Source organism: Psychrobacter sp. H27 (genome assembly GCF_059072655.1).
Window position 1 is genome coordinate 2,446,500 of record NZ_JCACRX010000001.1, and the last position, 18,997, is coordinate 2,465,496.

Genomic DNA, 18,997 nt, shown 5'->3' on the forward strand with positions numbered 1-18,997 from the left:
TATCTCTCCGCAGCTCACTGCTGTCCCTTTTGCTCATTAGTGGTCACACTATCAGCATTGGCATCTTGATTTAACCAACGGTTGGCTAGTATCGCAAGTCCCCACAGTGGTATGAGTGTACTGATCAGCATCGTTATCATCACTCCCCATAGCTCATCTCCTAACGCAAATAACAACAAGCCTGCACCCGCCGAAACGGGCAAAAAAGCGAAACCACTATCGACTAGCAAGGTGTTACTTGCTCTAGTCATCCAGTTGGGTAATCCCTTGCTCAGGCGCCATACCATCAAGATAACAAACATCGCGACCAATCCCACGATGTTGGCGGCTTTTTCGATACCAGCCATTTGACAGAGAATGACAGCAGTTTCACGAACAGTGATAACCATGGTTAGCGTTAGAATTAACGCAAGCCACAGCGGTATATGTGAGGATTGAGTAGGCTTCATAAGTAGTGTGGCCAAGTCAGCTATAGATAGACTATATGCAAAAGCGAGTGAGTAATAGCATCAAGAATACTATAGAGAGGGTGATGTTGTGAACACCGTTAATTTTGAGATTATGGCTCTTGGCTAGTTGATGCTATCTATCAATATTTGTTGAATGTATAACAGGCGATTATATAGAGAGTGAGCCAACTAATAAAGCGTACAAGCAATAGCACTGTATATCCAAAAAAATGGACGATATCAATTGATACCGTCCATTTATGATTTAACTATATACTAAGTACTATCTGGCATCACCCAATAATCAATAGCCTTATCGGGATAAGGGGTTATTTTTCTGAATCTATCGCTTCAGAGCTCAGCGCATCAAACTCGTCAAACGCCTTTTCTTCGGCTTCTGTCATCGTCGGCTCTTCAATATTGTCTACCTTCTCGAATTCCTCGAGTACCGGCATCAATAGTGTGGCTTGGGCAAGTGGTAACACATCTATTGGTTTTAGGTTGGCTTGACCAAGTAGCTGTCGCAAACGATCACTTGGTAAGCGAATAGTAAGACACTCACGCCCCGTGTCGTCATAGCTTTCTTCTAAGATAACACCCAGCTCATACAAGGTATTTTTGAACTGTCCAGCATCGTAGGGCAAGGTCAAATCAAACGTAGTCAGTTTGCCAGTAAGCAATTGCTGTACCGCAAGTGTTAGTCCTTCCATACCGAGGTTCTCTCTAGAAGAGACATAGACGCGGTTTGGCTGTCCTTCACTCGCATAGCCGATATGTGCAGGCTCATCAGTCAGATCGATCTTGTTATAGACATTGAGCACAGGCACATCGTTGTCGATCTCTGCCAATACTTCCTTGACTGCTTGAATTTGCTCATGCATGTCTTCACTTGAGGAGTCAATGACGTGCAGCAATAAGTCCGCCTCTAGCGTCTCCTCTAACGTTGCATGGAAAGACTCAACCAGCTCATGCGGTAGATGACGGACGAAACCAACGGTATCGACCAGCACCACGCGCCCAACACCTTGCCAGTCCAAACGGCGCAGTGTTGGATCCAGTGTGGCAAACAGCTTATCAGCAGCGTAGATATTTTCGTCGACCAAGCGATTGAACAACGTCGATTTACCCGCATTGGTATAGCCGACAAGTGAGATAGTCGGTACATCAGATTTTTGTCGACGGGCACGGCCCTGCGCGCGAGTTTGACGAACTTTTTCTAGTTTGCTCTTGAGCTGATTGACGCGAGTCTGTAGTAGACGGCGATCGGTCTCAAGCTGGGTCTCACCAGGTCCACGCAGACCAATACCACCTTTTTGACGCTCCAAATGTGTCCAACCACGTACCAGACGGGTTGATAGGTGGTTGAGCTGCGCTAACTCTACTTGCAGCTTGCCTTCGTAGGTACGGGCACGCTGTGCAAAAATATCCAAAATCAAACCCGTACGATCCAACACGCGACACTTCACTAGCGCTTCGATATTACGCTCCTGTGAAGGCGACAAGCTGTGGTTAAACAGTACAATATCGGCATCGTGTTCGCGTACCATTTCTGCAATTTCTTCTGCTTTGCCGCTACCGACGAAGTACTTGGCATCAGGACGTGAGCGTGAGCCCGTAACCAGTGCCAAACGATCGGCACCTGCCGAATCAGCCAATAGCTCAAATTCGCCCAGATCGTCAGGATCTTGAATTTGGCGGATGTCTAAATGTACTAAAATGGCGCGCTCGCCACCTTCATGTCTTTCAAAATAATCCAAAGAGTATCACCTATTTAATAAAGTAAATGTCTCGCTATCATCAGCTTCGTAAGCCTTATCGTAGCGTTTATATGGTTCTTTATATGTGGTCGTATCACTTGATATTAAAGGGCATTAGCACAATTAGCGATAGTTTTATGTTACAGCGTTTGCTGTGGATAAATTGTTATAAATCTGCTTTATTGCCCATTTGTATAAAAGTAAACACATACTGAGTGAACAAGCTATCACTGAGCGTGCGAACTTTGCTATACTGGGCTCGTTTTTTGACCATTAAACACCCGTTATTTAATCATGAGGGCGCAGATGAGCCAAGCTAAATCAAGCTTTTCACTCAGACGACAGTTGGGCCGCGGCAAGCAAATCGCTGGTATGACCACGACCATGGTCGGCGGTTTACGTGCGGCACAGCGTATCGGTGCATTTAAGCAGCCACCACGCGAAAAACTACCACGCTATATTCAGACGTTTTGTCGCAAGATGGTAGGCTCGTTTGGGGTAAAAGTAGTTGAAGTTGAGCCTGTAGAGCAGCTTCACGGGTTATGGGTATCGAACCATGTCTCATGGATGGATATCCCTGTTGTTGGCACGGTAAGTCCAGCATTCTTTTTATCCAAAGCTGAGATTGGTGAGTGGCCTGTATTTGGCAAGCTCGCTCACGCCGCAGGGACGCTTTTCATTGAGCGTGGTTCCGGTGACGCAGGTTCAGTATCCTCACAAATAGCTGATTTCTTAGCCAAAGGTTTTTCGGTGGTGTTCTTCCCTGAAGCTACCACAACCAGTGGCAAAAAAATCAAGCGCATTCATGGGACACTGCTACAATCAGCCATAGACGCTGACGTACCTATCAGACCAATCATCATTGCTTATGTTGATAAAGAGGGCACCTTAAGTGATGCGCTACCATACTATGGCAAACTGACCATGAAAGAGAGCATGAAAAAAGTGCTCGATAGCAAAGATGTCACCGCTTATGTCTTACCATTAGCACCGATCGATCCAAAAGGCTGTACTAAAAGTGAGCTGACTAATGTATTGCAGGCACGTATGCAAGAAGGCTTAGCAGAGCTGCATTCAAGAGTGCTTAGCACAGGACTGATAGACTTGTAGTACCGAGTGCTTGTAGTGCTTTTAACGCAGTCCAGGCAATAAGCAGTCTAGCCAACAAAAAGGCGCAAACTGTGAGTTATATGACTCCGATTTGCGCCTTTTTTTGTGTTAGTGCTGATAGGCTGAATACAATATCACGCAGTAAACGCTATCAGCACTTATGTCCTCCAACGAGCTATGGTGATGGATTAGGCTGCTGCGCATGTACCGCTTCAATAGCCTCTAACACATCTGCTGTCAGCTCTACATTGACACTATCGATGTTTGATTTAAGCTGTTCGGTCGTCGTGGCGCCAATGATGTTACTGGTGACGAAGTGGCGAGAGTTCACAAAGGCTAATGACATCTGTGCCATATCTAGACCTGCCTCAGCGGCTATCTTGGCATATTGCTCAGTGGCTGATTTGGCTTGCTCATTCACATAACGCCCAAAACGCTCATACATCGTCAGGCGCGCACCAGCTGGACGTTTGCCATCGAGGTATTTACCAGACAACACACCAAAACCAAGCGGTGAATACGCAAGTAGACCAACATTCTCACGATGGGCAATCTCAGCCATATTAACTTCATACAACCGGTTCAACAAACTATATGGGTTTTGCACGGTAATGGGTGCAATCAAGCCGTTTTTATCCGCTTCCCATAAGTAGCGCATGAGACCCCAGGCGGTATCGTTTGATAAACCGTAAGCACGAATGCGACCTTTTTTGATCTCGTCGTTCAGCGCCTGAATGGTCTCTAGAAAGGGCGTTAAGTCATCTAATGACTGCGCTGCCATGTCTTCTGTATAGCCGCGCTGACCGAAAAAGTTTGTTTTACGCTCAGGCCAATGCAGCTGATAGATATCGATATAATCGGTTTGTAGACGCTCAAGGTTGCCGTCAATAGCGCTACTGATATGCTGCGCGTTAAAGCGCGTTTGACCATCGCGCAAAAAATCCATGGGTGATATTTTGCTAGCAAGAACAACTTTGTCACGCTGTTTGGTCTTGTCAAACCAAGTACCCATGAATCGCTCGGTATCACCCTGTTTGTCTTTGTCTGGTGGTGACGGATACATCTCGGCAGTATCCCAAAAGTTCACACCTTCAGAGAGTGCCATGTCCATTTGCTCATGAGCCTCAGCTTCATTGTTTTGCTGTCCCCAAGTCATCGTACCTAGACAGATCTTAGATACTTTTTCATCGAGTTGCGGTAATATTTGATACTGCATGCAAGTCTCCTTTTTGACTGTTTTTTATCGATATTTATTTTTAGAGGGGTTGTACTTATTGATGTTTACATCAATTTGATACCAGTAACACCAGGCGGTGTGACCTTAAAGACTTTTACTTTAAACAGAACATCTTGCCCTGCTAGTGGATGGTTGAAGTCTACTTCGACTTGGTCCTCATCGATGGCGCTGATCGTACCGGGTAGGGTGTTTTTGCCTTTGTCTTCGAACTCAACCATCATACCAATCTCTGGGTTGTCAGCGACGAGGGCAAACTGAGTACGGCTAAAGTGTTGGATGTTTTCAGGATTCCATTCGCCAAACGCTTGTTCTGGCTCAAGGTGAGCGGTACGCGTGTCACCGGCACGTAGGTTCATCAGCACTTGCTCAAAACCAGGCAACAAGCTCTCATCACCGATAGTCAATGACACAGGCGCATCTCGATTAAAGGTTGAGTCGATGATAGTGCCGTTTTCTAATGACACTTCAAAGTGCAGCTTTACAAGGCTACCGTAAGCGATACGAGTGTCTTCGTTTGGATTAATAAATTGAGATTGAGTCATAATAAAAAGCCATCGGTTGCTAGAATAAATGAATAGAAAATGCTGCGTTGGATTGCAGTCTCTTTAGTTGCAGTAATTACAGTATTATAGTGTAAGAAATAATAAGCCATCTAAGGCCAGATGTAAGCGTCAATAATGTAACGCATATGGTGTACTATAATTGGCAATTCTAAAAGATATGAGGTGTCGGTGGTGAATAAACAACAAGGCACTGTCAAAAAATGGCAGGATGATAAAGGGTTTGGCTTTATCGAAACCGAGGCAGGGGATTCAATCTTCTTTCATGTGAGTGAATTTAGAGCGCAGCGCCGTCCCAATGTTGGCGAGGCAGTGGTCTTTAGTATTGGACAAGATGAGCAAGGGCGCAGGCAAGCCAAGGAAGTACAGGAGCTTGGCTTTGTGCAGCAAAAAATGGCACAAAAGAACCAGCAGATCCGTCAGCGCAATCAGAAGCGTAACCATCAAGCAGAGTTTGAAGCAGGACAGAAGAAACGCTCGTTCCTTGGCATTGCCTTTTATGGTGTCTTAGCATTATTAGCAGCGACAGATAAACTGAGCTGGCTGGTGGTCGGCTGGTACGTAGTGCTAGGGGTTATTACTTATGGCATGTATGCCAAAGATAAGGCGGCCGCGCAAAGTGGCGACTGGCGTACGCCCGAGTCAACCTTGCACGTGCTGAGCGCGCTCGGCGGTTGGGTAGGCGCGCTATTGGCTCAGACGTATCTGCGTCACAAATCACAAAAGCCTGAATTTCGTGTGACCTATTATTTGACCGTTGTCATCAATATGGCAGGGTTGTTGTTTTTACTGGCAGGTGGCGGGTTAGAGGCTTTGACAGAGTTTTTCTAAAACGTTATCAGTAGGGCTTTGGTCAGTAGCATCAATACCTTTGCGATGAAAGTAATAAATAGGTCGAAAAAAAAGGTGGATTACGACTGCGTAACCCACCTTTTTTATTTATAAGTTGAATTAATATCTCTAGCTACATACATTTATGACCGTGGCATTTCACGCTTTTTTTCCAAAAACAGCATATCAATGATAATCAATAATACACCGATAGAGATACCAATATCCGCGATATTAAAAATTGGATAATGCCAAACATCAGCATAGTGCACATGGATAAAATCAATCACATGACCATGCAATAGACGATCGATGAGGTTACCAACTGCGCCGCCCAATACTAAAGCCAGACCAAATGATAGCAAGGTAGCCTTGCGCGGTGCTTTAATCAGATAAACAATCAAGACCAGTGACATGAGTAATGCCAGTCCCGAAAAAAACCACTTCTGCCAACCGCCCGCATCCGCTAAAAAGCTAAACGCCGCACCGTAATTATAAGCGAGTGTCCAATTGAGAAATGGCTCAATCACTGGCACTGGATCGTGAAAGGTCAGTTTGGTTTCTGCCAGCCATTTGGTCCATTGATCGATAATGACGATAATTATCGCCAGCGCATACCACATAAAAGCGCGACTGCCGTTAGCTACCATCTTTGGCACTTTAGTCAGACGACTTCTAGGCGTGGTCGAGCTACCTGTGGTCGCATGAGCAGGTTTAGGCGAATGGTCAACCTCAACCTGCGAGTCATGCGGGCTTTCAGGTGAATCCGTTGGGTTAGGCATAGTAACGCACCTCGCCGTCACCACTGACATTGGTCACGCAGCGCGCGCATAGTTCAGGGTGCGCGCTATCTGTGCCGATGTCATCACGAATGTGCCAGCAGCGTACGCACTTAGTACCGCTAGCTGCACTTACTTGTACGACTAAGTCCACAACCTCTTCTGTACTCTCTGCGTCCGTATCGTCTGTCTGCTTGACGCTATCAGCAGGTGCTTCGCTCATCGGTTTTAGCGCTGCTTTACTGGTAATCAATACAAAGCGCAGTTCTTCACCCAGCTTGGCTAAGCTCTCATGCATAGCACCGTCAGCATATAGGCTTACATCAGCAGACAAGTTAGCATTGATGATTTTTTCGCCACGTGCGGTCTCAATATGTTTGTTTACCATGTCTTTGGCAAACATAATGCGCTGCCAGTCATCGTTGCTGATGTCACTCAGCTCAAACGCTGGGAACTCGTACCACTCTTGAGTGAATACATAGCCGCCTTTGTCTGCTTCACGTTGGTTCAGCACTTCCCATGCTTCTTGCGCCGTGAATGACAAAATTGGTGTGATCCAGCGAATCAGTGCATGAGTGATATGGTAGATGGCCGTCTGTGCAGAGCGACGCGGCTGTCCATTTGCCTGCGTGGTGTACTGACGATCCTTGATAATATCTAGATAGAAACTACCCAAGTCTTGCGAGCAGAACGCCGTTACGTGCTGCGTGACCTGGTGAAAGTCCATCGCATCATAAGCACTCATAATTTGCGCTTGTACAGTTTGCGCACGCTCAATGATGAATTTATCAAGGCTAACCAACTCATTGATGTCAATGCTGTCAGTAGCTGGATCGAAGTCATCGGTATTGGCAAGTAAGAAACGCAGAGTATTACGGATACGGCGATATTGATCTATTGCCCCTTTAAATGATGCTTTACCAGCGCTCATCTCATAACGATAATCGCTAGACGCAATCCACAGACGCAGCATGTCAGCGCCCGTTTTATTGATCTCTTCTTGCGGGGTGATGATGTTGCCCAATGACTTACTCATCTTACGACCGTTTTCATCAACCACAAAGCCATGGGTCAATACCTGCTTGAACGGTGGACGCTCATATATGGCTTCTGAGGTCAGTAGAGAGGTCTGGAACCAACCGCGATGTTGGTCAGAGCCTTCTAGATACATATCAGCTGGATTAGTCAGCTCATCGCGCTGGTCAAGTACCGCAAAATGCGTCGTGCCCGAATCGAACCACACGTCCAACGTGTCCGTTGCTTTGTCATAGTCAGCCGCTTCATTGCCTAAGAAGTCCTCACAGCTGGCATCAAACCAAGCCTCAACACCGCCCTCAGCGATTTTTTGTGCGGCATTTTCCATCAGCTCAAGCGTGTTTGGGTGCAACTCGCCTGTTTCTTTGTGGGTAAAGAACGTAATTGGCACGCCCCACGTACGCTGACGTGAGATACACCAGTCAGGACGACCATTCATCATCGCCTCGATGCGGTTCTGTCCCCATGCTGGTGTCCAGTTCACCGACGGGATGTCAGCAAGCGCGCGAGCACGCAGACCCTGGGTTTCCATATTGATAAACCACTGCGGGGTCGCACGGAAAATAATTGGCGACTTATGACGCCAGCAATGCGGATAGCTGTGCTCGATTTTGGTATGGCTGACTAAGTGACCATTGTCATGTAGGGCAGCGATGATTTTTGGATTGGCTTTATAGATGTGCTCACCTGCAAATACCGCCGCGCTATCTAAATAAACGCCCGTACCGCCTACTGGGTTTTCAACAGGTAAGTTATATTTTAGACCCACGATATAATCGTCTAAACCGTGACCAGGTGCGGTATGTACCAGACCAGTACCACTATCGGTAGTGACATGATCGCCCAAGATGAGTGGCACTTGACGGTCTTCAATCAGTGGATGCTGAGCACGTAGGCCTTCAAGCTCACTACCTGATACAGTTGCTAAGATACCGTTATTGTCTAGTTTAAGCTCACTCAATGCAGTTTCAACCAGATCAGCAGCGAGTAGCAAATTGCCCCTTGAAGTCGCAACGACACTATAGTTATGCTCAGGATGGACTGAGATTGCTTGGTTAGCAGGCAGTGTCCACGGCGTGGTCGTCCAAATAACCGCAGCGATGTTATTTGCGATATCTGCCAATGCGGCTATTTTGTCCGTATCAAGTACATCAAAACTGACATAGATCGCGTCAGAGACCTTGTCTTGATATTCTACTTCAGCTTCTGCAAGAGCTGAGCTACAGTCCAAGCACCAGTTGACTGGCTTCATACCGCGCGTCACATGACCATTGTCATAGATTTTGGCAAGCGCGCGTACGATATTGGCTTCCTGCGCGAAGTTCATGGTCAAATAAGGGTTGTCCCAATCACCAAATACCCCTAAACGCTTGAAGTCTGCTTTTTGCAATTCAATCTGAGTGCTCGCATACTCGCGGCATAGACCGCGAAACTCAGTTGCTGAGACTTTTTTACCCACTTTACCAACTTTGGCTTCGACCTTTTGTTCGATCGGCAGACCATGACAGTCCCAACCAGGGACATAAGGCGCGTCAAATCCTGATAGCGTTTTTGATTTTACGATAATGTCTTTGAGTACTTTATTAACTGCATGACCCAAGTGAATCTGACCGTTGGCATACGGAGGGCCATCGTGCAAAATATACTTGGTCGCACCCTTACGTGCCTGACGAATTTTACCGTACACGTCATCTGCTTCCCAAGCAGCCAACCAATCTGGCTCGCGTTTGGCAAGGTTCGCACGCATCGCAAATGGCGTGTCCGCAAGGTTTAGCGTATCTTTGTAATCTTGGCTTGGGGTATCAGTGCTTTTATCAGTCATAGAAGATATCTTTTTAAAAGGTAGGTTTGTGTGTCGGTTCAAAACCGGCTATAAGGCTCGATTTCCAGTGTGGTTCAATTCAGTGTGGTTCAATATAGTACTGAGGGCCACGCGGTATTGATAATGCTTAATTACGAATAGTAGGTATATTGCTCATGATAGTCGGTTTATCAACCGTCATATCAGTAAATAGCCATTATCGCTTATTAGCCCATAAATAGTTATGTCAATAATAAATGGTAATGAGACGATTGCAACATAAAATATGCTTGTATAAATAATAGGAAAAAATATTTAGATCGGCAGCTATTATATGACAAAAAGGGTAGGGTAAAAAGAGCTGAGCAATCTCATCCTTATTTTGACCAATATCAATCGTTTATCTACGTTATATGTCGTTGATGAGAGTATAACGATGACCTCTTTTTGAAATGATTTTTAAAAAAGTCAGGTTCAGTCGCTAAAAAACAGAGGCGAGCCATAAGCGTAGCTTCAACGACCATAATGGCTGTATGCCAGTCAGTCCTTGCGTCATTTTGCCATTCTCTAACACCACATATGATGGGGTAACTTGCCCTTGCCAATCGTCAAAGATATCGCCCTCTTGATCATTTATCGTCCTAAAACTAAAATCGTTTTCATCAAGGTAGCTATGTAAGTCCAGATCAGAGCCTGACTGGACAGCGATGGTAACAACAGGATAGTTATCTGCCGCTAGCTTATTGATGGTAGGTGAAGTAAAGCTACAGACTGAACACCATGTACCCCAGAAGTATACTAGCGTCGGCTGTTCATAACTCAACTTAGCCAGATCAATAGTCTCTCCCTGATAACCAGTCAGTTGCAATTGCGGACTGGCTGGCATGACCGGTTGTCGCCACCAGTTGACCGCTGTATAGATGACTGCGAACATCAAGCCATATATCACGACCGTTTTTAGGATAGATAATATCTTTTGCTTTGTTGTCTTGGCAGGGTTTACTTCTTGATGCTTAACTTCTTGATGCATAGTATCAATTGTCATTACGTCAGCTTTTTGGTTTAGATGAGTCTATTTAATAAATGAGTGAGTAGATAGTAGATAAAAATAAACGGCTGAAAATCAGCCGTATTATTTATAAAGTCTACTATAAGTGCGCTACGTCAACCTATTATGGCTTTTGCGCGCGGTTTTGTAGCGGATCACCGATGAGTACGCTACCTGAGTTTTCACGGCGCTGCTCATCAGTTAATTTGCTCGCTGGAACTTTGGATTTTCGCTTCCATTTCAAGCTAAACAAGTCATCACGGCGATCAATCAAGTTATGTACTGAACCTTCATGGCGGACATGAGTAAGTTTGTCTAAGTTTACATCAGAGAAGAATACCATCTCCGTGTTGGCAGTGGTTTCTGCCATAATCGCATCATGCGGGAACGCAAAATCTGACGGTGAAAAAATTGACGACTGAGCGTACTGAATATCCAAGCTCTCTACTTGTGGCAAGTTGCCTACCGAGCCGCAAATCATGACATAGCATTCGTTCTCGATCGCACGCGCTTGGGCACAATGACGTACACGCAGATAGCCGTTTTTGGTGTCTGTCCAGAAAGGTACGAATAAAATATCCATATCGTCAAGTGCCATCAGACGGGCAAGCTCAGGGAACTCAACATCGTAGCAAACCAAGATACCGATGCGCCCAGCATCTGTGTCAAACACTTTGACTTCATCACCACCTTCGATAACCCAAGCACTGCGTTCATGCGGGGTAATGTGGATTTTGCGTTGTTCTTCAACCGTACCATCGCGGCGACACAAGTAGCTGACGTTGTATAGCGTATCGTCTTCATCCAAATACGGCATAGAGCCTGTAATCACATTAACGTTATAACTGACCGCTAAGTGCGAAATCTCATTTTTGAACCACTCGGTATAACCTGCCAAAAAGCGAATGGCAATATTTTGATCTGTTTCTTCACATAGCCCCATCAATGGTGCATTAAAGAACTCAGGCAAGCACGCGAAGTCTGAGTTGTAATCAGCCATGATATCGACAAAGAATTCAACCTGTTGTAGTAGCTCTTCAGGAGATTCAACTTCACGCATTTGCCACTGAATACCACCGATGCGCACTTCAGATTTGCGTGTGTTGGGTTTGTAGTCTTTAGGCTCATAATAGATGTTGGCCCACTCAAGCAAGGTAGCAAAACCTTTTGATTGCTTATCGTCTGGTAAATAAGCGGTCAAGATACGTTTGACAATAAAGCCATTTGATAACTGAAAAGACAGCGCTGAATCGTGAATTTCACGGCTTTCGACCGCATCGATGTACTCGCCTGGGGTCAGGTCTTTATGATTGTGGTAATTAGGAATACGGCCGCCGGCAAGGATAGAGCGGAAATTCAACTGACGACACAGCTCTTTACGAGCATCATAAAGACGGCGACCTAGGCGATAGCCACGATAATCAGGATCAATCAGCGCGTCCAAACCGTAAATCGCATCACCTTCAGGGTTGTCTCTGATGATTTCTTTTTGCCCAATCAAATCATCATAGGTGTGCGGGTTAGAGAACTTTGCATAATCGACACGCATCGAGAGCACGATACCGATCAGTTGGTCATGGTCAAACAAAGCAATCTGACCTTCAGGAAAAGCATCAATTAAAGTATGAATGGTTGTCTTTGACCATGCACCACCTAAGTTTACATAGACCCGATCCATTAATGCTTTTAGTTGTGGGTAGTCTTTTTTCTTAATTTCAGCGATCGTAAGATGAAAGTCGTCTAGCTTTTCAATTTTGCTCATAATATTCCTGTGTTAAGTCTCTACTAAATTTGAGTATGTCTAAGATAAAGATATTAAAAACTGTATTCTGTCAATTTTTTATAAAAAAACCAATAAAAATATGTCAATAACCAGACAGAGCCGTTACAATGATTTATTGCCGTATTTACAATAGGTTATAGTCACATCTTATGCCGTATTGCTCAGTATGTTTGAGGTTTATTTTGACTACTATAGAAAGCAAACGGCAGTAACTATTGCCTGCTGTACTGTATGATCTTTATCGCATCATCAATAGCGAAAAAACATAATCATACAATGCTTTCATAACGGTTATTGTTTTGCTATTTATTATATAAATACATAATCTAAGTAATATCTATCAGTACCCTTCATTTTGCTTGCTATGATAGCAAGCTGCAGAGGTAATAATAGTCCTACGTAGTAATTATTTGCTACGTTTGTGTGAGTCAGTATCTTTATTTACTTCAGGCATAGTATCGTTTTGCTTGTTTCATTTAGCCGTATTTATCGGCTTTTAGGATTGTTTTATTATGCCCTCAAATCGTAGCAATAGAATCAAGAGATGGGAAGATATAGAAGAATCAGCACTGGTCCAGCTGGTTTATGTGAGTACATTGACCATCAGCTCACGCCTGAATACTTCTATTTTTGATGAAGTAGAAGGACATGCTCGTAATTACAACGAGCAGCACGGTATTACCGGTACTTTATGTTATGGCAATGGTCATTTTTTACAGTGTATCGAAGGCGAGAAAAGACACGTATTTGCGCTTAAAGAGCGTATATTTGCGGACAGTCGTCACAAAAACATCGAAGTATTGTTACTGGAAGTGATCAATCATCGTGGCTTTACTGATTGGCGTATGCGTTTACTGTTTTTGGAGCGCTGGCTATGGTCGCCTGCTACCAAAGAACAAGCAGCACAGCTGTCGCCGTTTTTGCCATTTGCACCGCACGGTTGGTCGTCTGATCGTACAGAGCGGTTTTTGCAAACAATCAAAACCTTTGATAGTCCACCGCATATCAAAGCGGCAGGCATCACTTACAATGCATTGGGTAACATGTTTCGCCATATTGCAGCACCGCATCAGGCATTTTTGATCATTCAAGGGTTTTTAAGTGTGTTACTGGTCGTCGCGCTGATACTGTTATATTTATAAACGATAGATATTATCCGCAAAAAAAGACGCTAAGCCTGATGGTTTAGCGTCTTTTTTGTGACAAAGCATTGGAGTATATTTGTGAACTCTAATGCTTACATATCAAAAATCTTACCACGGTTCATGATGTTATTTGGATCAAATACTTTTTTGATGTCTCGCAAGTAATTGATCTCAGTTTCGCTGCGACTATATTGTAGATAAGGCTTTTTTGTCATACCTACGCCATGCTCAGCAGATACTGAACCGCCGTATTTTTGTACGGTTTCAAACACGTGTTTATTCACTACCTGACACTCTGCAAAGAAATCATCCTTGCTCATGTTCTCAGGTTTCAAGATATTAAGGTGCAAATTGCCATCGCCGATATGACCGAACCAGCAGACTTCAAAATCTGGATAGTTAGTGCTCACAATACTGTCGATCTCTTCGATAAAATGAGGCACATGACTAATCAGTACAGAGACATCATTTTTATAAGGCGTAAACACTGATATGGTCTCAGAGATGTATTCACGCAGTTTCCACAGCTCTGCCGCTTGCGTCAAACTTTGGCTCATCACACCATCGACGACCCAGCCTTGCTCCATACAGTGCTCAAATATAGCCATGGCCTTATCCATGATAGGCTCATAAGGCGCTTCGAACTCTAGTAGGGTATAAAACTTGGTACGTGATTCAAACGGCTCTTGTACTTGACCATGTGCCATCAGCTTATCAATTGCCACGTCATCAAAGAACTCAAACGCGGTCAAATCAATCTTTGCTTGAAAGGCAGAGAGTACATTCATGACATCATTAAAGCTGTCCATGCCAAGTACCATGACGTTCAAGTCTTGTGGCTGACGCTCAAGCTTGATCTGTGCATGGGTGACGAGCCCAAGCGTGCCTTCACTACCGATGAACAATTGACGCAAGTCGTAGCCAGTAGCGTTCTTTACCATACCGCGATTGAGGTGCAAGATATCACCTTTACCCGTGACGACGGTCAGACCCATGATCCATTGACGAGTCATGCCATAGCGAATGACTTTGATGCCGCCTGCGTTGGTGCCGATATTACCGCCCATTTGGCTAGAGCCTGCCGAAGCAAAATCGACAGGGTAATATAGCTCTTTTGATTCAGCGAACTGTTGCAGTTGCTCTGTGATGACACCTGCTTCAATCTCGACCATACGATCAGCAGGATAGAACTGCCCAATCTGGTTCATTTTATCCATACTAACGACAATCTCACCATTGGCTGCTACTGCACCAGCAGACAGTCCAGTACGACCGCCACTTGGGGTCAGCACGACGTTGTGCTCATTAGCCAGTAGTACAACGGCTTGTACTTGCTCAGTGCTTTTTGGAAAGACGATGGCAGCGGCAGCAGGGGCGAAGTGCTTGGTCCAGTCTTTGCCCCAATGCTCTAAGCTCTCCGCATCGGTTTTGATTTGGCTGGGGTCAAATTGATGAGTGTCAGTCAGTGTGCTCAAGATCGTTTGCACAGCAGTGGTGTTGGTATCGGATATGGGCTGATCGGTAATGGTCGTCATGGTCAACTCTCAATATTAGCGTAAGCACGATGCTAGGAATGTTGGTACTGCTTATTATATAGCGAAACAACTAGAAATTCAGTGATGAGTCTGCTCGTGATAACAATAAGTGGGTGGTGGTTTTTACAAATAAGAAGCGGTTAATGATAAAAAAGCAGTTCGATAGGTTTTAAGTAGAATGATTCACTATAGCATAAAAATTTTTCAGGCTTGATAACCAATAATTCATCTAATCTGCTAACATCGACCTCAAATTTTGTGTAAGATATCGGGACTGTTTTCGTTTCATCCATCATAGATTATCCAATAGATAATCTTATAAAACAATTATAGGACAGTTCTCATATGGCGTTATCACTACAAAAAGACAAAATCCGGTTTTTATTGCTTGAAGGTCTACATGACAATGCCCTAAAAGTACTAGAAGGCGCTGGTTATCACAACATCGAGAATATCAGTCACGCACTAGACAAAGATGAGCTGATCGAGAAAATCAAAGACGCTCATTTTATCGGTATTCGTTCGCGTACTCAGCTGACGCGCGAAGTACTTGAGCATGCGCACAAGCTTATCGGCATTGGCTGCTTTTGTATTGGTACCAACCAAGTAGACCTAGAGGCAGCTCGTGACTTAGGTATTCCTGTCTTTAACGCGCCATTCTCGAACACCCGTTCGGTGGCCGAGCTGGTACTGGCTGAAGCCATCATGCTGTACCGCAGTATCCCTGAAAAGAATGCCACTGTACATCGCGGCGGCTGGGGTAAGTCTGCGACCAACTCACACGAAGTGCGCGGTAAGACTATCGGTATCGTCGGTTACGGCTCTATCGGCTCGCAGTTGTCTGTACTGGCAGAGAGCTTCGGCATGAAAGTCATCTATCATGATGTCGTGACCAAATTGCCGTTAGGTAATGCGGTACAAGTAGGTAGCCTAGAAGAGCTACTATCAACGGCTGATATCGTGACCTTGCATGTACCTGATGTGCCAAGCACTCGCTATATGATGAAAGCGGAGCAGTTCGCTCAAATGAAAGACGGCAGTTACTTTATCAATGCGGCACGTGGTACCTGTGTCGAGATTGACGATCTGGCGGCTGTGCTTGAGTCTGGTAAAGTATTGGGCGCGGCTATCGATGTGTTCCCAAAAGAGCCAAAATCAGCGGACGAAGAGTTTGAGTCACCACTGCGTAAGTTCGATAATGTGATTTTGACGCCGCATATCGGTGGGTCAACGCAAGAAGCTCAGGCCAATATCGGCCTTGAAGTCGCAGATAAGTTCGTTAGATACTCTGACCAAGGTGATACAGCGACTGCGGTAAACTTCCCAGAAGTGTCTATTCCGTTCAAAGAAAACTCGCATCGTCTGCTACATATCCACAAAAACGTACCAGGTGTACTATCGCAGATTAACCGTTTGTTTGCTGAAGCAGGGATTAACATCCTAGCACAGAGCCTAATGACGGAAGGTGATGTTGGTTATCTAGTCATGGATGTCGATTACAATGACTCAACAGCTGCACTAGATCAGTTAAAAGATGTGGAAGAGACTATCCGCGTACGCATTTTATTCTAATATAGTCAATTCATTAGAAAAAAGTGACAGCGTTAACCTCGTTTGAAGTTAAAAAAAGAGAGGCTCTATTTAATAGAGCCTCTCTTTTTATTTTGCCAAATCTAAACTAGTTGGCTTTTGCTTTATTGGCAGCTTCTGCTTGTAGACGCGCTTCAGTCTTAGCGACTTTACGCTTTTCGATGACGTCTATTACGTCACTACCGATATGAGCTTCGCCGCGTTGTTTTGCCAACTGCATTTGGTGCTCACGCTCACGGAAACGGGCTTTTTGCTCATCGGTTGCCTTGTCGATACAGTGTGGGCAAGACTCGCCTTTGATATAGGCAGGACTTTGCATATCCTCAGCGGTGATCGGCATACGGCAAGCAAAACACTGCTCGTAGCTGCCTTTTTCTAAATTGTGATTGACCGATACACGGTTGTCAAAGACGAAGCAATCACCTTGCCACATAGAGTCGCTGGCAGGAACTTCTTCTAGGTATTTTAGAATGCCGCCTTCTAGATGATAGACTTCTTCAAACCCTTGCTCACGCAAATAGGCAGTAGATTTCTCACAGCGAATACCGCCCGTACAGAACATGGCGACTTTTTTGTGCTTGGTGGGGTCCAGCTCTTTTGAGACGTACTCTGGAAACTCACGGAAGGTTTCCGTATTTGGATTGACCGCATTTTGGAAAGTGCCGATTTGCACCTCGTAATCGTTACGCGTGTCGATCAAGGTGACCTCAGGATCTGAGATTAGTGCATTCCATTCGCTCGGCTTAACGTAGCGACCAACAGACTCTAATGGGTCGATGTTTTCTACGCCCATGGTAACGATTTCTTTTTTTAGTTTTACCTTGGTACGATAAAACGGCTGTGCATCAGTATAAGACTCTTTAAAAGTAAACGTACCAATGGCTTCAATACTGCGTAGATAGTCAAGTACAGTATCAATACCTTGGCGCGTACCAGAAATCGTTCCGTTGATGCCTTCACTTGCCAGCAACAATGTGCCTTTGACGTCATTACCTAGCATAGTATTTAGGATAGGCTCACGATAGTGCTCAAAATCGGCAAAGCGTGTGAACTTATATAATGCAGCAACGACGATGTTGTTGGTAATGCTATCGTAGACAGGTGCTGACTGGTTATCCGTTATCGCGTTTTCTTTGGTATTACTATCTTGGTTAGTGCTCATGTCTCTCTCCTGCTGGCTAGGTCGCAAACCTAGTGCAATGGTAATAAAAAAGTAGATAGATATATAACATTAGCTCAATTGTGGGATTACTAATGCGCGCGTAGTGTAGCAAATTTTAATAAGGTTTTGAATAGCTTATCGTGTTTGAGCCGAAACCGTTAAAAAGGATCGGCAGTTTCTCTATCAATTGATGGTTTCTTCATAAGATAAAAAACAAAAAAGCCCAGTAAAATACTGAGCTTCTTTATATTCAATGCGTCACGCAAAACCAGCGTTTATTTACTCTGGAACCAAGTGTCTGCTTTGGTACGTGCGCTGGCAATGTCATCACTTGATAAGTTTAATGCCAACTGACCGATTTTACCGCGTGCTTTATTACGGACTTTTTCATCTAGCATGCCATCACGGGCAGCCAAATCATACCACTTATAAGCATCGACCAGATTCTTTTGCTTTTCATCTAATAGGGCAAGTGTATAGCTGGCACGGTTATCACCACGCATGGCGGCTTTCTCCAACCACAGACGTGCTTGTTGCAGGTTAGGCTGTACGCCTTCACCGCGTAAGTACATAATAGCAAGGTTTAGCTGAGCAGGAGCAACGCCTTGTTGAGCCGCTTTGGTGTACCACTGGATTGCTTGTTGGGTATTTTGGGCAATACCTTCACCTTTTTGCAAACGCTTGGCTAGATAGAACTGAGCGTGATCGTTGCCTTGAGAAGCACGACTAGACAACTCGCTAATAGGCATAAGCTCAAAACGTGAGGTATCAAGCGGTACATTTGATATTAACTCAGCATTGGCTAAACCAGCACAAGAGAATAATGCAGTAAACAACGCAGCTTTTAATAATTTCATAGCAGCTCCAAAATTAGGCAGTTAATAAGCAAAAAAATTGTACCGCCAAAGTGTTTTAGACGGCGATAACAACTAGGTGACATCTTGCGATATGAACTTACCTAATCATTAGCAATGGGTTTTATCATTTTTGTATCGTCGCTTGAACCCCAATAATTAGACAGACGGTCGTAATAGTAGGGTGGCTGACAACATTTTGCTAGCTTAACACCCAAACTTACGAAACTCAAATACTAATTACAAGATTTCATAGTCATCTATACCTGATTGTCCCTATTAAAATCATAGAGTTACTATAAGACAATAACCAATTGACTG

15 protein-coding genes are annotated in these 18,997 nt (G+C 44.6%); 4 read left to right on the plus strand and 11 right to left on the minus strand.

Annotated elements, in window-relative coordinates:
- Positions 1-14: 14 nt before the first annotated feature.
- Positions 15-449 (minus strand): CidA/LrgA family protein, encoded by a 435-nt coding sequence (locus AC5JPY_RS10020; RefSeq protein ID WP_443525478.1) that lies wholly within the window; start codon positions 447-449, stop codon positions 15-17.
- Positions 450-778: 329 nt separating this feature from the next.
- On the minus strand, positions 779-2,206 hold the full coding sequence (gene hflX, locus AC5JPY_RS10025) for a ribosome rescue GTPase HflX (protein WP_443525480.1): 1,428 nt from the start codon (positions 2,204-2,206) through the stop codon (positions 779-781).
- Positions 2,207-2,512: 306 nt separating this feature from the next.
- On the opposite strand from hflX, the gene AC5JPY_RS10030 reads away from it, so the two are divergent.
- The gene (locus tag AC5JPY_RS10030) at positions 2,513-3,316 is read left to right on the plus strand and encodes a lysophospholipid acyltransferase family protein (protein ID WP_443525481.1); all 804 of its coding nucleotides are present in this window, start codon (positions 2,513-2,515) and stop codon (positions 3,314-3,316) included.
- A 175-nt stretch (positions 3,317-3,491) separates the two neighbouring features.
- On the opposite strand, the gene AC5JPY_RS10035 is transcribed toward AC5JPY_RS10030, so the two are convergent.
- Both AC5JPY_RS10035 and AC5JPY_RS10040 read right to left on the minus strand, forming a co-directional pair.
- Positions 3,492-4,532, minus strand: coding sequence for an aldo/keto reductase (locus AC5JPY_RS10035; RefSeq protein WP_443525483.1), 1,041 nt, complete (start codon positions 4,530-4,532; stop codon positions 3,492-3,494).
- Positions 4,533-4,597: 65 nt separating this feature from the next.
- A complete protein-coding gene (locus AC5JPY_RS10040) occupies positions 4,598-5,095 on the minus strand; it encodes an FKBP-type peptidyl-prolyl cis-trans isomerase (protein WP_443525485.1) in 498 nt (165 codons plus the stop codon).
- 192 nt (positions 5,096-5,287) lie between these two features.
- Between AC5JPY_RS10040 and AC5JPY_RS10045 the strand changes: the two genes are divergently transcribed.
- A complete protein-coding gene (locus AC5JPY_RS10045) occupies positions 5,288-5,944 on the plus strand; it encodes a DUF1294 domain-containing protein (RefSeq protein ID WP_443525487.1) in 657 nt (218 codons plus the stop codon).
- Between the two features lie 143 nt (positions 5,945-6,087).
- Here the strand turns inward: AC5JPY_RS10045 and lspA are convergent, their stop codons facing one another.
- The 4 genes from lspA to AC5JPY_RS10065 all read right to left on the minus strand — a co-directional run bounded on the left by lspA (position 6,088) and on the right by AC5JPY_RS10065 (position 12,369).
- Complete coding sequence (gene lspA / locus AC5JPY_RS10050; protein WP_443525489.1) at positions 6,088-6,726, minus strand: signal peptidase II; 639 nt, start codon at positions 6,724-6,726, stop codon at positions 6,088-6,090.
- Positions 6,719-9,580 carry an isoleucine--tRNA ligase gene (ileS, locus tag AC5JPY_RS10055; RefSeq protein WP_443525491.1) on the minus strand — a complete coding sequence of 954 codons (2,862 nt, stop codon included), beginning with the start codon at positions 9,578-9,580 and terminating at the stop codon, positions 6,719-6,721. The genes lspA and ileS overlap by 8 nt, the downstream gene beginning before the upstream one ends.
- 460 nt (positions 9,581-10,040) lie before the next feature.
- Positions 10,041-10,604 carry a protein disulfide oxidoreductase gene (locus AC5JPY_RS10060; RefSeq protein ID WP_443525493.1) on the minus strand — a complete coding sequence of 188 codons (564 nt, stop codon included), beginning with the start codon at positions 10,602-10,604 and terminating at the stop codon, positions 10,041-10,043.
- A gap of 127 nt (positions 10,605-10,731) precedes the next feature.
- On the minus strand, positions 10,732-12,369 hold the full coding sequence (locus tag AC5JPY_RS10065; RefSeq protein ID WP_443525495.1) for a carbon-nitrogen hydrolase family protein: 1,638 nt from the start codon (positions 12,367-12,369) through the stop codon (positions 10,732-10,734).
- A gap of 533 nt (positions 12,370-12,902) precedes the next feature.
- Between AC5JPY_RS10065 and AC5JPY_RS10070 the strand changes: the two genes are divergently transcribed.
- On the plus strand, positions 12,903-13,532 hold the full coding sequence (locus AC5JPY_RS10070) for a BLUF domain-containing protein (protein ID WP_443525497.1): 630 nt from the start codon (positions 12,903-12,905) through the stop codon (positions 13,530-13,532).
- A gap of 95 nt (positions 13,533-13,627) precedes the next feature.
- On the opposite strand, the gene AC5JPY_RS10075 is transcribed toward AC5JPY_RS10070, so the two are convergent.
- Positions 13,628-15,070, minus strand: coding sequence for an FAD-binding oxidoreductase (locus AC5JPY_RS10075; RefSeq protein WP_493852392.1), 1,443 nt, complete (start codon positions 15,068-15,070; stop codon positions 13,628-13,630).
- 345 nt (positions 15,071-15,415) lie between these two features.
- On the opposite strand from AC5JPY_RS10075, the gene serA reads away from it, so the two are divergent.
- Positions 15,416-16,642, plus strand: a complete 1,227-nt coding sequence (serA, locus tag AC5JPY_RS10080; protein WP_493852393.1) for a phosphoglycerate dehydrogenase — start codon at positions 15,416-15,418, stop codon at positions 16,640-16,642.
- Positions 16,643-16,748: 106 nt separating this feature from the next.
- Here serA and trhO read toward each other — a convergent pair whose 3' ends face one another.
- Positions 16,749-17,822: an oxygen-dependent tRNA uridine(34) hydroxylase TrhO gene (gene trhO, locus AC5JPY_RS10085; protein ID WP_443525502.1), complete on the minus strand. Its 1,074-nt coding sequence runs from the start codon at positions 17,820-17,822 to the stop codon at positions 16,749-16,751.
- 275 nt (positions 17,823-18,097) lie between these two features.
- A complete protein-coding gene (locus AC5JPY_RS10090) occupies positions 18,098-18,679 on the minus strand; it encodes a tetratricopeptide repeat protein (RefSeq protein WP_443525504.1) in 582 nt (193 codons plus the stop codon).
- Between the last annotated feature and the right edge of the window lie 318 nt (positions 18,680-18,997).

Bases quoted from the DNA above. Each gene is read 5' to 3' on its own strand.
- AC5JPY_RS10020 (WP_443525478.1), bottom strand. From the start codon at position 449: ATGAAGCCTACTCAATCCTCACATATACCGCTGTGGCTTGCGTTAATT.
- AC5JPY_RS10030 (WP_443525481.1), top strand. From the start codon at position 2,513: ATGAGCCAAGCTAAATCAAGCTTTTCACTCAGACGACAGTTGGGCCGC.
- AC5JPY_RS10035 (WP_443525483.1), bottom strand. From the start codon at position 4,532: ATGCAGTATCAAATATTACCGCAACTCGATGAAAAAGTATCTAAGATC.
- AC5JPY_RS10040 (WP_443525485.1), bottom strand. From the start codon at position 5,095: ATGACTCAATCTCAATTTATTAATCCAAACGAAGACACTCGTATCGCT.
- lspA (WP_443525489.1), bottom strand. From the start codon at position 6,726: ATGCCTAACCCAACGGATTCACCTGAAAGCCCGCATGACTCGCAGGTT.
- ileS (WP_443525491.1), bottom strand. From the start codon at position 9,580: ATGACTGATAAAAGCACTGATACCCCAAGCCAAGATTACAAAGATACG.
- AC5JPY_RS10060 (WP_443525493.1), bottom strand. From the start codon at position 10,604: ATGACAATTGATACTATGCATCAAGAAGTTAAGCATCAAGAAGTAAAC.
- AC5JPY_RS10065 (WP_443525495.1), bottom strand. From the start codon at position 12,369: ATGAGCAAAATTGAAAAGCTAGACGACTTTCATCTTACGATCGCTGAA.
- AC5JPY_RS10070 (WP_443525497.1), top strand. From the start codon at position 12,903: ATGCCCTCAAATCGTAGCAATAGAATCAAGAGATGGGAAGATATAGAA.
- AC5JPY_RS10075 (WP_493852392.1), bottom strand. From the start codon at position 15,070: ATGACGACCATTACCGATCAGCCCATATCCGATACCAACACCACTGCT.
- serA (WP_493852393.1), top strand. From the start codon at position 15,416: ATGGCGTTATCACTACAAAAAGACAAAATCCGGTTTTTATTGCTTGAA.
- trhO (WP_443525502.1), bottom strand. From the start codon at position 17,822: ATGAGCACTAACCAAGATAGTAATACCAAAGAAAACGCGATAACGGAT.
- AC5JPY_RS10090 (WP_443525504.1), bottom strand. From the start codon at position 18,679: ATGAAATTATTAAAAGCTGCGTTGTTTACTGCATTATTCTCTTGTGCT.